This is a genomic window from Streptomyces sp. NPDC097129 (assembly GCF_055668065.1).
Window position 1 is genome coordinate 626,682 of sequence record NZ_JBVOQE010000001.1, and the last position, 12,205, is coordinate 638,886.

A 12,205-nucleotide genomic window follows, 5' to 3' on the forward strand; every position below is an offset into this window, starting at 1 on the left:
CCACATGAGCGAACTTTTCGGCACACTTTCCGACGGTACGCCGGTGCACCGGTGGACCCTGGAGCGCGCGGGCGTGCGGGTGCGGGTGCTGTCGTACGGCGGGATCGTGCAGTCGCTGGAGGTGCCGGACCGTCACGGGCGGGCCGGGAACGTGGTGCTGGGGTTCGACGACCTGGAGGGCCATCTCGCCCACCCCGAGCCGTATCTCGGCGCGCTGGTCGGGCGGTACGCCAACCGGATAGCGGACGCCCGCTTCACCCTGGAGGGGCGGACGTACGCGCTCGCGGCGAACGGCGGCCGCCACTCGCTGCACGGCGGTGAGCGCGGCTTCGACAAGCGCGTGTGGGACGTCGAGCCGGTGGAGCACGGGCTGCGGCTGACCCGGGTCAGCCCGGACGGCGAGGAGGGCTTCCCGGGCCGTCTGCGGGTCACGGCGACGTACACGCTGGACGCCTCCGGGGCGCTGCGCCTGGCCTACGAGGCGGTCACGGACGCGCCGACCGTGGTGAACCTGACCAACCACAGCTACTTCGACCTGGCCGGCTCGGGTCACCCGGGCGGGCACGAACTGCGCCTCGCGGCCTCCCGCTACACCCCGGTCGACGCCGGTCTGATCCCGACGGGCGAGCTCGCGGACGTCACCGGCACCCGCTTCGACTTCCGCACGCCGCGCACGACGGGCTCCGGCTACGACCACAACTTCGTGCTGGACAAGGGCGTCACGCCGGCCCCCGTGGAGGTGGCCGAGCTGTACGACCCGGCGTCGGGGCGGGTGCTGACGGTGGCGACGACCGAGCCGGGCCTGCAGCTGTACACCGCCGACCACCTGGGCGAGCCGTTCGCCCCCGGGGGCGGCATCGCGCTGGAGACCCAGCACTTCCCGGACTCGCCGAACCGGCCGGAGTTCCCGAGCACGGTCCTCAGGCCGGGCGGGGTGTACCGCTCGGAGACGGTGTACGGCTTCTCCGCGCGCTGAACGGCGTGAGCCCCGGTCCAGGGGTCAGGTCCCGGACCGGGGCTGCTGGTGGGGGGCCGTCCCCGTCAGGTGGGGCGGCGTCCCGGATCAGACGGTAATCGTGGCGGCGATGCGACGGTCCGCGATCGAGCGTCCGGCCTGGATTTCGTACGAACCCTTCACAAACGACCATGAGTTGGTCGTCTCGTCCCAGATCTCGAAGGCGCGGCGCGGCAGCTCGACGACCGCCTCGGCGACCTCGCCCGGCCCGGCCTCGACGCCCGCGAAGCCGGCCAGCCACCGCGCCGGGCGGCCGGCGCCGGGCTCGAGGGGCGCGAGGTAGACCTGCACGACCTCGCGCCCGGCGCGGGCACCGGAGTTGCGTACACGCACGGTCACCGTCGTCCCGTCGGTCTCCACAGCCTCGTAGGTCCAGTCGGTGTAGCCGAGGCCGTGGCCGAAGGGGTAGGCCGGGGTGCGGCCCTCCTTCTCCCAGGCGCGGTAGCCGATGAACACGTCCTCGTCGTAGTCGAGGCGGCCGTCGGTGGGCACGACCCGGGTGACGGGCGCGTCCGCCAGTGAGCCCCAGGTGGTGGGCAGCCGGCCGCCCGGCTCGTACGCGCCGGTGAGCACGTCGGCCAGGGCGGCGCCGCCCTCCTGGCCGGGGAACCAGCTCAGCAGGACGGCGGCGACCTGCTCGCGCCAGGGCAGTTCCACCGGGGAGCCGGAGTTGACGATCACCACGGTGTCCGGGTTGGCGGCGGCGACCGCGCGCACCAGGTCGTCCTGGCGGCCGGGCAGCTTCAGGTCCCCCCGGTCGAAGCCCTCGGACTCCACGCGCTCGGTGGTGGCGACCACGACGACGGCGGTGTCGGCGGCGCGGGCGGCCTCGACGGCCTCGGCGATCAGCTCCTCGGGGTCGCGCTGCGGCGCCTGGTGGGCGAGCGCGAACAGAACGGCCTTGAGCGGCCGGTCCTCCGGCTGCTCGACGACATGGGTCAGGGAGACCTCGACGGGCTCCCCGGCGGCCAGTTCGGCCTGGGCGCGGGGCACCGGGGAGCCGAAGAAGGCCTCGAAGGGGTCGCTGTCGGCGGCCGGGGGCTGGACGTCGTCGAAGTACGTCGTGCCGTCGACGCGCAGCGTGAAGGTGCCGGTGCCGCGGATGCCGAAGGTGTGCGGGCCGCTCTCGCGCGGAGTGAAGGTGCCGGTCAGTTCGACGGAGTGCAGCGTGTCGTGGGTGACGCCTTCGGGCAGGTCGGCGCCGAGCCACTGGAGCTGGCCGTTCGGCGCGGACGCGGTGCCGATGACCTGGCCGTCGGCGTCGCGGCAGACGGCACGCAGGGTGAAGCCCCGGTCGGCGAGGGAGAGTTCGGTGGCCGGGTCGGCGCCGAGGGCGTAGCGGACGGCGCCCTCGGGCAGGGCGGCGGTGAGGCCGTCGAGCGGGGAGACGACGTGGGCCGGGAAGACGGTGGCGGAGCCGCCGCCGAGGACGCGGGCGTCGCGGGCGGCGGCGCCGATGAGGGCGACGGTGCGGCCGGGCTTCAGCGGCAGGGCGGCGCCCTCGTTGCGGACCAGGACGAAGGAGCGGCGGGCGATCTCGCGGGCCAGGGCGTCACCGTCGACGGTGTCCGCGGTCGCGGTGACGGCCGGTTCGGCGCCGGCGAGGACGCCGACGCGCGCGGCGAGCCGCAGGACACGGCGTACGGCCTCGTCGACGGCGCCCTCGGTGACCTCGCCGGCGCGCACGGCCCGGGCGAGGGCCTCGCCGTAGACGGTCTGCGGGCCGGGCATGGCCACGTCGAGGCCGCCGGTGAGGGCGCCGGTGGTGTCGCGGGCGGCGAACCAGTCGGAGACGTTGAAGCCGTCGAAGCCCCATTCGCCGCGCAGCACCTCGTTCACCAGGTGGTGGTGCTCGGTCATGGTGGTGCCGTTGACCGTGTTGTAGGCGGTCATGATGCCCCAGGGGCGGGCGTTCGCCACGATCGCCTCGAACGGCGCGAGGTACAGCTCGCGCAGGGCGCGCTCGGAGACGCGGTTGTCGACGGTGAAGCGGTCGGTCTCGGCGTCGTTGGCGACGAAGTGCTTGACGGTGGTGCCGACGCCGCCGGACTGCACGCCCTGGACGTAACCGGCGCCGATGCGGCCGGTGAGGTAGGGGTCCTCGCTGTAGGCCTCGAAGTGGCGGCCGCCGAGCGGGGAGCGGTGCAGGTTGACGGTGGGCGCGAGCAGGACGTGGACGCCCTTGCGGCGGGCCTCCTGGGCGAGCAGCACGCCGGCCCGGCGGGCGAGTCCCGGTTCCCAGGTCGCGGCGAGCGCGGTCGGGGAGGGCAGGGCGACGGAGGGGTCGTCGGCGCTCCAGCGCACGCCGCGCACACCGATCGGCCCGTCGGACATGACGAGGGACGCCAGACCGATCTCGGGCAGTGCGGGCAGGGACCACATGTCCTGGCCGGCCAGCAGCCGGGACTTGGCGTCCAGGTCGAGTTTGCCGAGTGCCGACTCGACGACCGCCTCGCGGGCCTCGTCGTCCGGGGTGCGCTGGGTTCCCGCCATCGCGGTGCCTCCTCGTTGCCTCCGTGCAGGTGGCTCCATCGTGCACCGGTTACCTGTAGAGCGGTAGGTTTCGTTATCTTCCCGTTATTCTCGACGCGGGTCATGCCGTACGGTGACGCCATGAACGCAAGGGTCAGGAGCGAGGAGCGGCGGGCGGAGATCGTGCGGGCGGCACTGGAGGTGATCGCCGAGCGCGGGTACCGGGGGGCGAGCCTGGGCGCGGTGGCGGAGCGGGTGGGGCTCACCCAGCAGGGGCTGCTGCACTACTTCCCGACCAAGGACGCGCTACTGGTCGCGGTGCTCAAGGAGCGGGACCAGTGGGACGCGGTGCCGGACAGCCAGTGGCGCCTGGACCTGCTCGCCTCGCTGGTCGAGTACAACGCGATGCGGCCCGGCATCATCCAGACCTTCTCGGCCCTGCTCGGCGAGAGCGTCACGGAGGATCACCCGGCGCGCGCCTACTTCACCGACCGCTACCGCCGGGTCCGCGAGAACATGGCGGCCGTCCTGCGCACCGAGTACGGCGACCGCCTGCCCAACGGCCTCTCCCCCGAGCGCACGGCCCCGCTCCTGGTCGCGGTGATGGACGGCCTCCAGTACCAGTGGCTGCTGGACCCGGAGACCGTGGACATGCCGGGGGCGTTCCGCGACTTCCTGCACCTGCTGGGCGAGCCGGCCGCCTGAGGGCGCCGCCGGGGGGCGCGGGCCGCTTGCAGAGTCGCCGCCCGAGACCGACGCTCCTTCGGAGACCGTGGTGTCCCCGGTGCGCTGGCGGGACTTCGTGCAGGGGGCGGTGGAGCGGGCGCTGCGGCCGTACCTGCCGCGGGTGGACCTGTTCACGACGGTGAGCCAGGGCCGCGTCGGGCGCTTCGCCCTGCGGCGAGATCGCCTACCGGGTGACGCTGCTGCGCGACCGGCTCGGAATGCACGGCACGCTGCCCGGCGGGCATGTGCACGCGCCGGTTTCAGTTCGGCGCCGACCCGGTGACGGGCGCGGTCACCGACCCGGAGTTCGTCCGCGACCGGCTGGACGTCATCGCCCAGGTGCGGGCGATCCTGTCGGTGGCTGCGGCAACGGTGCAGCGGCCTCGTCGCCGCCGTCGCGTCCGCCCTCCTCGATCTCCTCGCCCCGCAGGTCGCGCGCCAGCAGTGTGGCGCCCGCGACCGCGCCCGGCATCAGGAACACGGCGACGAAGGGGACGAGGAAGGCCAGGCCCAGGGGGGTGCCGAAGCCCCACACGAGGAACTTGCGCGAGCGCAGCAGGGCGAGACGCTCGCGCAGGGCGACACCGCGCCGCTCCAGGGCGACGGCGGCCAGTTCCTCGGTGAGGAAGAAGCCGGTGACGAAGAAGCCGATCACCGGGATCGCGGTCTGGCCGACGACCGGCACGAACCCCAGGGCGAAGAGCGCCACGCCCCAGACCGCGGCCCGGACCAGGATGCGCAGGCTGTCACGGGCGGAGACCCACAGCTCGCGCCACAGCGGCCGGCCGGACTCGGGAGCGGTGCCGTCGGGGGACACGTCGCGGTCGACCTTCTCGGAGAGGTTCTCGTAGAAGGGCTGGCCGAGCAGCAGGGTGACGGCGGTGAAGGACAGGACGGCGAGGAGCAGTCCCAGCGCGAAGAGCACGGCGGTGAGGAAGCCGCGGAACAGGCCCTGCCAGGGGCTGGACCAGTCGTCGGCGAAGGGGGTCGTCCACGCGACGAAGTCCTCGCCCCACAGCGCCAGGGCCACGAGCGCCGCGGCGTACAGCACGAGCGTCACCAGGCCGGGCAGCAGACCGAAGCCGTAACTCCTGCCGTGCCTGGCCACCCATCGCTGGCCTTTGAGCAGATAGCCGAAGCCCACCCCGAGATCACGCATGACAGCACTCTAGCGAGCACCGCTCGCGAGCCTCCCCGGCACCAGTACCAGTACCGGCACCGGCACCGGCCACGAGATCCCCCGCGTCAGTCCGTGAGCATCCTGCGCAGCAGGTCCCGCAGGGACTCGCGTTCCGCGTCGGACAGGGCGGCCAGGGGCTCGCGGGCGAAGCGCAGGCCGTCGCGCAGGTCGCCGGCGACCCGGCGGCCGTCGTCGGTGGCGGCCGCCAGCTTGACCCGGCGGTCGGCGGGGTCCGGGCGGCGCTCGACCAGGCCGCGCGCCTCCAGCCGGTCCACGATCCCGGTGACGTTGGACGGCTCGCACTTCAGCTTCTGCGCCAGCCTGCGCATCGGCAGCGGCTCCAGGGACAGCAGGCTGAGCAGGCGCGCCTGGGCGCCGGTCAGCGCGTGCTCGCCCGCCGCCTCCTCGTAGTCCGCGTAGAAGCGGGCCACGACGTCCCCGATGAGCTCGACGACCTCGAGGGTCAGCGGGTCGGGGCGGCGGGTGGTGTGTGGGGTGGACATGACTTCCAGGGTACCCGGTTACTTGACAACCTGAAATATCCAGGAGCATCGTTGTTTCAGGTACTGAAGTAAATCTCCCGCACCACAGCGAAAGGCCCAGTCATGATCAACCGCGAATGGCACCTGCTCAGCCGCCCCGTCGGCTGGCCGAAGCCCGAGGACTTCGCCCTGGTCGAGGCGGAGGTGCCGCAGCCGGGTGAGGGCCAGGTCCTGGTACGGAACAAGTACCTCTCCGTGGACCCGTACATGCGCGGCCGGATGAGTGCCGCCAAGTCCTACGCCGCCCCCTTCGAGCTGGGCAAGGCCATGCAGGGCGGCGCGGTCGGCGAGGTGATCACCTCCAACGCCGAGGGCATCGCGGCCGGCGACCACGTCCTGCACTTCTTCGGCTGGCGCGAGTACGCCGTCCTGGACGCCCGGCACGCGGTCAAGGTGGGCCCGACCGCCGTCCCGTCCGTCAAGGTCGACCCCGAGGGCGTGCCCCTGTCGGCCTACCTCGGCGTCCTCGGCATGACCGGCCTGACCGCCTACGCCGGCCTGCTGCGCACCGCGTCCTTCAAGGAGGGCGACGCCGTCTTCGTCTCCGGCGCGGCCGGCGCGGTCGGCAGCCAGGTCGGGCAGATCGCCAAGCTGAAGGGCGCCTCCCGGGTCATCGGCTCGGCCGGCTCCGACGAGAAGGTCAAGCTGCTGGTCGAGGAGTACGGCTTCGACGCCGCGTTCAACTACAAGAACGGCCCCGTGAGCGAGCAGCTGCGCGCCGCCGCCCCCGACGGTGTCGACGTGTACTTCGACAACGTCGGCGGGGACCACCTGGAGGCCGCGATCGGCTCCCTGAACGAGGGCGGCCGGATCGCGGTCTGCGGGATGATCTCGGTGTACAACAACACCGAGCCCGCCCCCGGCCCGCGCAACCTCGCCCGCCTCATCCAGACCCGCGGCCGCATCGAGGGTTTCCTGGTCGGCGACCACTACGACCTGCAGCCGCAGTTCGTCCAGGAGGTCGGCCCGTGGGTCGCCTCGGGCGCGCTGAAGTACCGCGAGACCGTGGTCGAGGGCATCGACAACACCCTGGAGGCGTTCCTCGGCGTCCTGCGCGGCGACAACATCGGAAAGATGGTCGTCAAGCTCTAGACCCGCAGCCCAGCAGACCAGCAGACCCGCGGACCCGCGGACCCGGGGACCCTCAGCCTTTCGGCGCTTTCCGGTATGCGGTAACTTCTTTCCGAAAATCCGTCGTCGATCGTGGGCGCGAGTCGCGGCGGACCGAGGAGGAGGAAGACAACCCCATGTCCATCCAGCAGTCCGACGTCCTGTACACCGCCGTCGCCACCGCCGAGAACGGCCGCGACGGCCGGGTCGCCACCGACGACGGCAAGCTCGACGTCGTCGTCAACCCGCCGGTCGAGATGGGCGGCAGCGGCGCCGGCACCAACCCGGAGCAGCTGTTCGCCGCCGGCTACAGCGCCTGCTTCCAGGGCGCGCTCGGCGTCGTCGCCCGTCAGGAGAGCGCCGACATCTCCGGCTCGACCGTCACCGCGAAGGTCGGCATCGGCAAGAACGAGGACGGCTTCGGCATCATCGTCGAGATCTCCGCGAACATCCCGAACGTGGACGCGGAGACGGCCGCCGGCCTGGTCAAGAAGGCGCACGAGGTCTGCCCGTACTCCAAGGCGACCCGCGGCAACATCACGGTGACGCTCGTCTGAGTCCGGGGTCCCGTCTGCCGGGTGCGGTCATCTGCCGGATGCGGGTCGTGGGGGCTGCTCGCGCAGTTCCCCGCGCCCCTTCCGGTGGGTCACCGCGCCCGGCATTGCCACGTCCGCGTCAGTTCGCCTCCAGCACCGCCCGGTGTACGGCCCTGATCAGGGGCTCGTTCTCCGGGGCCGCGCCTCCCGGGTACGCCATCCGGCGGCGGGTGTAGCCGTAGGCGAGGCCGCTGCGGGGGTCGGCGAAGGCCTGGGAGCCGGCCGCCCCGGAGTGACCGAAGGCGCCGGCGCCCAGGAACGGGTACCAGGGGTCCGAGCTCGCGTGGAAGCCGAGGCCGAAGGCCTTGTGGGTGCGGGACACCAGGTCGTAGCCCACGGAGTGGATCTGGCCGACCTCGGCGACCGTGTCCGGCTTCAGCAGCGGCGGCCGGTCGTCCACCTCGCTGATCGCGGCGGCGTACATCTTCGCCAGGCCGCGCGCGGAGGCCACCCCGCCCGCCGACGCCGGTCCCTTGGCGCGCACCAGCCGGGAGTTGGCGTGTTCCTCCAGGGTCACCGGCTCCGCCGCATGGGTGTTGAAGGCGATCGAGGCCAGTGTGTGCGGCCCGGACGGCTGGGCGTCCAGCAGCGCCTGCTGCTCCGGCGTCGGGGTCATCGGCTGCACGGACCGGAAGCGCGGCTCCTCGGACTCCGGCAGCCCCAGGTAGAAGTCCAGCCCGTACGGCGCGCGCACCCGCTCCTCGTACACCTCCTGCAGGGTGTGGCCCGTCGCCCGGCGGACCACCTCGCCGGCCAGGGCGCCGATGACGTAGGCGTGGTAGCCGAACGCGGTGCCGGGCCGCCAGTACGGCTTCTGGTCGGCGAGCCGTTCGGCGATCGCCCGGTCGTCGGCCAGCTCCTGCGCGGAGAACCCGGCGTCGATCCCGATGAGGCCGGCCCGGTGGGCGAGCAGGTCCCGCAGGGTCACCGCGCCCTTGCCCTCGGCGCCGAACTCGGGCCAGTAGTACGTCACCTTGCGGTCCAGTTCGAGGGTGCCGTCCTGGACCAGGAGCGCGGCCACGAGGTGGGCGGCGCCCTTGGTGGACGAGAACACGCCGTACAGGGAGTCGGCCGCGTTGCCCGTCCACAGGTCGACGACCCGGCGCCCGTGCACATACGCGCACACCTGGCCCTCGTAGTCGGGCCGTTCGCTGGCGACGAAGGCCGCGAACTCCTCGCGCACGGCCTCGAAGCCGTCCGCCACGGCGCCGTGAATCTCCTGACCCATCCGCTCTCCTCCCCTGGACTCCGCCTCCCATGGTGCCCGACGGAGATCATGCCGGTGGTGCTCCACGCCGGTGATGCGTCAACGGGTACGGCGCCGGCCGCCCGTTCGACTCAACGGCGGCCCTCGCTCAGGCGCACCACCACAGGAACCGGTTGCAGGTCTTCGACGGTTCGGGTTCCGGGGCGGGAGGCCGGGTGCTCGGCGCGGGCGGACGGGAGGTGGCCGGGGCCGGGCCTTGCGTCCGGGACGCCGAGGGGGCCGGGCGGGGGGTGCCGGAGGCGGCCGGGGCGCCGCTCGTCGCGCTCGCGTCGGGGCTCGGGGTGGGCGCGCTTGCGGACGGGGACGGCGAGGCGGACGCGGAGGAGTCCGGGGAGGGGGACGCGGAGCGGCTGTCCGAGGCCGGGACCTGGTGCGGGCGGGACGTCTCGTCCGCGCCGGGCTGCGCGTCACCGCCGGCCGAGCCGTCCGGCGACTGGTCACCGGCCGCCGCCGGGTCGGGGGCGGAGAAGCCCGGCGCGTCGGTGCCGAGTTCGGCGAGGCTCAGACCACCGGCGGCCAGGACGAACCCGGCGGCGATGAGCAGGGTGCGGCGGCGGCGCCTGCGGTGCGCGGCCGCCTTGCGGTCCCGGCGGCTCCCGCCGTCCCCGCCGCGTCGTGCGGCGCGCCCTCCGGCGGCGCGTTCCGCGGCCGAGGCGTTACGGAGCCGGCGGCCGGCGGGGGCGTCCAGCGGGGTGTCCGGCACGTCCTGGTCCGCCGGACCCGCCGCGCCCTGCTCGCCGTAGTCGTACGCCTCGTAGGCGTGCTGGTCCCCCGTGGGGTCCTCGGCGCGGGTGTGCAGCTGGTCCACCGGCACGCCGCAACCCGGGCAGGCGAGGGCGCCGTTGAGATGGCGGTGGCAGGAGTGGCAGAAGTCCATGACGCGGGAAGACTAGGTGCGGCCTGGGTAACGTTCCTAGGCACCACTGTGAATGTTGTGTGGGAAGGCAAGCGTCCGCTCACCGAAAGTCTCGAAACCGTTACCCGTCGGACCCCTTGACGCTGCCGCCACCCCGTCCTTACTGTCACGCCAGCATTTCGAACGTGTGACGAAATCTCGAACAGCGGAGGGCAACTGCCGTGCGCATCACCGGAATCAGCACGCACGTGGTCGGGACGCCGTGGCGCAACCTGACCTACGTCCAGGTGCACACCGACGAGGGGCTGACCGGAGTCGGAGAGACCCGGATGCTGGGCCACACCGACGCCCTCCTCGGCTATCTGAAGGAGGCCGAGGCCAACCACATCCTGGGCTCCGACCCGTTCGCCGTCGAGGACCTCGTCAAGCGGATGAAGTACGGCGACTACGGGCGGGCCGGCGAGATCGTGATGTCCGGCATCGCCGTCGTCGAGATGGCCTGCTGGGACATCAAGGGCAAGGCGCTCGGCGTGCCGGTGTGGCAGCTGCTGGGGGGCAAGGTCACCGACCGGGTCAAGGCGTACGCCAACGGCTGGTACACCACCGAGCGCACCCCGGAGGCGTACCACAAGGCCGCGCAGGGCGTCGTGGAGCGCGGCTACCAGGCGCTGAAGATCGACCCGTTCGGCACCGGGCACTTCGAGCTCGACCACGAGCAGACCCTGTACGCGGTCTCGCTGATCGAGGCGGTGCGGGACGCGATCGGCCCGGAGACCGAGCTGATGCTGGAGATGCACGGCCGCTTCTCCCCCGCCACCGCGGTCCGCCTCGCCCGGGAGATGGCGCCCTTCCAGCCGGCCTGGCTGGAGGAGCCGGTGCCGCCGGAGAACCTGAAGGCGCTGGAGAAGGTGGCCGCGAAGGTGGACATCCCGGTGGCCACGGGTGAGCGCATCCACGACCGGATCGAGTTCCGGGAGCTGTTCGACAGCCAGGCCGTGGACATCATCCAGCCGGACCTCGGGCACATCGGCGGCATCTGGGAGACGCGCAAGCTCGCCGCGACCGCCGAGACCCACTACATGCTCATCGCCCCGCACAACGTGGGCGGTTCGGTGCTCACCGCGGCCTCCCTCCAGGTCGGTTTCACCTCGCCGAACTTCAAGATCCTCGAGCACTTCAACGACTTCGCCGACGCGGAGATCAAGAAGGTGGTCAAGGGCGCGCCCGAGGTCGTCGACGGCTACTTCCACCTGTCCGACGCGCCGGGGCTCGGCGTCGAGCTGGACGTGGACGCGGCCGCCGAGTTCCCGCAGCAGCAGGCCCGGTTCGACCTGTGGGCCGAGGGCTGGGAGAAGCGGCAGCCGAAGGGCGCGCAGTGACCGTCCACGTCGTCATCGAGGCGCCCGGCGAGCACCGGCTCGCCGCGCACACCCCGCGCGCGCCGGAGGCCGGCGAGGCGCTGGTGCGGGTGCACTCGGTCGGCATCTGCGGCAGCGACCGCGAGGTGTACCAGGGCAACCGGCCCGAGGGGTACGTCCGTTACCCGCTGACGCCGGGCCACGAGTGGTCCGGGACCGTCGAGGCGGTGGGTCCGGGCGTCCCGGCGGGCCTGACCGGCCGCAAGGTGGTCGGCGAGGGCTTTCGCAACTGCCAGGTGTGCGACCGCTGTCACGCCGGTGAGACCACGCTGTGCACCGACGGCTACGAGGAGACCGGGTTCACCCAGCCCGGCGCGATGGCGCCGACGCTGACCCTGCCCGCCCGGCTGCTGCATGTGCTGCCCGACGACGCCGACCTGACGGCGGCCGCCCTGCTGGAGCCGGCCGCCTGCGTCGCGGCCGCCGCGCTGAAGGCGAACGCCCGGCCCGGTGAGCGGGTCGCGGTGGTCGGCACCGGCACGCTCGGCATGTTCGCGGTGCAGTTCCTGCGGGCCGCCTCCCCGGCCGAGCTGCTGGTCGTGGGCACCAGGAGGGACCGGGAGGAGCTGGCGCGGCAGTTCGGCGCCACGGACTTCCGGACCAGGGACGAGCGGGTGCCGGGCGACTTCGACGTCGTCATCGAGACCGCCGGGTCCGCCGAGGCGGCCCGCACGGCCGCCGCCCTGCTGCGGCGCGGCGGGCGGCTGGTGCTGACCGGCATCCCGGCGCCGGGCGCCGACGGGCTCGACCCGACCGATCTCGTCGTACGGCAGCTGGAGGTGCACACCGTCTTCGGGGCGCCGCCGGACGCCTGGTCGCACACCGTGCGGGTGTTCGCCGCCGGGCTGCTGGATCCGGTGCCGCTGGTGACGCACGAGCTGTCGCTCGCCGAGTTCCCGCGGGCCATGGAGCTGGTGGGGCCCGGCGATCCGAAGGTGGGCAAGGTTCTTCTGCACCCGTAGCCCACCGCCCCGCTGAAGACGTACGCCGGTACGGGGGCGACCTGACGGCCTCCGTACCGGC

Annotated in this window: 11 protein-coding genes and 1 pseudogene; 7 read left to right on the plus strand and 5 right to left on the minus strand. The window is 73.0% G+C overall.

Features of this window, described 5'->3' with window-relative positions; all coding sequences use genetic code 11:
* Positions 1-4: 4 nt before the first annotated feature.
* A complete protein-coding gene (locus AC0B9F_RS02860; protein WP_471998428.1) occupies positions 5-976 on the plus strand; it encodes an aldose epimerase family protein in 972 nt (323 codons plus the stop codon).
* Between the two features lie 87 nt (positions 977-1,063).
* Here the strand turns inward: AC0B9F_RS02860 and AC0B9F_RS02865 are convergent, their stop codons facing one another.
* Positions 1,064-3,508, minus strand: a complete 2,445-nt coding sequence (locus tag AC0B9F_RS02865; protein ID WP_471998429.1) for a beta-glucosidase H — start codon at positions 3,506-3,508, stop codon at positions 1,064-1,066.
* Positions 3,509-3,610: 102 nt separating this feature from the next.
* Between AC0B9F_RS02865 and AC0B9F_RS02870 the strand changes: the two genes are divergently transcribed.
* Together AC0B9F_RS02870 and AC0B9F_RS02875 are read left to right on the plus strand one after the other, a co-directional pair.
* Positions 3,611-4,192 carry a TetR/AcrR family transcriptional regulator gene (locus tag AC0B9F_RS02870; protein WP_471998430.1) on the plus strand — a complete coding sequence of 194 codons (582 nt, stop codon included), beginning with the start codon at positions 3,611-3,613 and terminating at the stop codon, positions 4,190-4,192.
* A 49-nt stretch (positions 4,193-4,241) separates the two neighbouring features.
* Positions 4,242-4,579 (plus strand): annotated as a pseudogene (locus AC0B9F_RS02875) (hypothetical protein); the annotation flags it as partial.
* Here the strand turns inward: AC0B9F_RS02875 and AC0B9F_RS02880 are convergent.
* A complete protein-coding gene (locus AC0B9F_RS02880; RefSeq protein ID WP_471998431.1) occupies positions 4,542-5,372 on the minus strand; it encodes an EI24 domain-containing protein in 831 nt (276 codons plus the stop codon). The pseudogene AC0B9F_RS02875 and the gene AC0B9F_RS02880 sit on opposite strands and share 38 nt — an antisense overlap.
* Before the next feature lie 86 nt (positions 5,373-5,458).
* On the minus strand, positions 5,459-5,896 hold the full coding sequence (locus AC0B9F_RS02885) for a MarR family winged helix-turn-helix transcriptional regulator (RefSeq protein ID WP_471998432.1): 438 nt from the start codon (positions 5,894-5,896) through the stop codon (positions 5,459-5,461).
* Between the two features lie 102 nt (positions 5,897-5,998).
* On the opposite strand from AC0B9F_RS02885, the gene AC0B9F_RS02890 reads away from it, so the two are divergent.
* Complete coding sequence (locus AC0B9F_RS02890) at positions 5,999-7,027, plus strand: NADP-dependent oxidoreductase (protein WP_471998433.1); 1,029 nt, start codon at positions 5,999-6,001, stop codon at positions 7,025-7,027.
* Between the two features lie 155 nt (positions 7,028-7,182).
* Positions 7,183-7,602 carry an organic hydroperoxide resistance protein gene (locus AC0B9F_RS02895; RefSeq protein ID WP_471998434.1) on the plus strand — a complete coding sequence of 140 codons (420 nt, stop codon included), beginning with the start codon at positions 7,183-7,185 and terminating at the stop codon, positions 7,600-7,602.
* Positions 7,603-7,720: 118 nt separating this feature from the next.
* Here AC0B9F_RS02895 and AC0B9F_RS02900 read toward each other — a convergent pair whose 3' ends face one another.
* Both AC0B9F_RS02900 and AC0B9F_RS02905 read right to left on the minus strand, forming a co-directional pair.
* Entirely contained in the window at positions 7,721-8,869 is a 1,149-nt protein-coding gene (locus AC0B9F_RS02900; protein WP_471998435.1) for a serine hydrolase domain-containing protein, read from the minus strand.
* Positions 8,870-8,996: 127 nt separating this feature from the next.
* Complete coding sequence (locus AC0B9F_RS02905; protein ID WP_471998436.1) at positions 8,997-9,785, minus strand: SCO2400 family protein; 789 nt, start codon at positions 9,783-9,785, stop codon at positions 8,997-8,999.
* A 200-nt stretch (positions 9,786-9,985) separates the two neighbouring features.
* Here AC0B9F_RS02905 and AC0B9F_RS02910 point away from each other — a divergent pair, with 200 nt between their 5' ends.
* Together AC0B9F_RS02910 and AC0B9F_RS02915 are read left to right on the plus strand one after the other, a co-directional pair.
* Entirely contained in the window at positions 9,986-11,143 is a 1,158-nt protein-coding gene (locus AC0B9F_RS02910) for a mandelate racemase/muconate lactonizing enzyme family protein (RefSeq protein WP_471998437.1), read from the plus strand.
* On the plus strand, positions 11,140-12,144 hold the full coding sequence (locus tag AC0B9F_RS02915) for a zinc-dependent alcohol dehydrogenase (RefSeq protein WP_471998438.1): 1,005 nt from the start codon (positions 11,140-11,142) through the stop codon (positions 12,142-12,144). Before AC0B9F_RS02910 ends, AC0B9F_RS02915 begins: the two co-directional genes overlap by 4 nt.
* Positions 12,145-12,205 lie beyond the last annotated feature (61 nt).

Coding starts and splice junctions, on each gene's coding strand:
- AC0B9F_RS02860 (WP_471998428.1), top strand. CDS start 5: ATGAGCGAACTTTTCGGCACACTTTCCGACGGTACGCCGGTGCACCGG.
- AC0B9F_RS02865 (WP_471998429.1), bottom strand. CDS start 3,508: ATGGCGGGAACCCAGCGCACCCCGGACGACGAGGCCCGCGAGGCGGTC.
- AC0B9F_RS02870 (WP_471998430.1), top strand. CDS start 3,611: ATGCCGTACGGTGACGCCATGAACGCAAGGGTCAGGAGCGAGGAGCGG.
- AC0B9F_RS02880 (WP_471998431.1), bottom strand. CDS start 5,372: ATGCGTGATCTCGGGGTGGGCTTCGGCTATCTGCTCAAAGGCCAGCGA.
- AC0B9F_RS02885 (WP_471998432.1), bottom strand. CDS start 5,896: ATGTCCACCCCACACACCACCCGCCGCCCCGACCCGCTGACCCTCGAG.
- AC0B9F_RS02890 (WP_471998433.1), top strand. CDS start 5,999: ATGATCAACCGCGAATGGCACCTGCTCAGCCGCCCCGTCGGCTGGCCG.
- AC0B9F_RS02895 (WP_471998434.1), top strand. CDS start 7,183: ATGTCCATCCAGCAGTCCGACGTCCTGTACACCGCCGTCGCCACCGCC.
- AC0B9F_RS02900 (WP_471998435.1), bottom strand. CDS start 8,869: ATGGGTCAGGAGATTCACGGCGCCGTGGCGGACGGCTTCGAGGCCGTG.
- AC0B9F_RS02905 (WP_471998436.1), bottom strand. CDS start 9,785: ATGGACTTCTGCCACTCCTGCCACCGCCATCTCAACGGCGCCCTCGCC.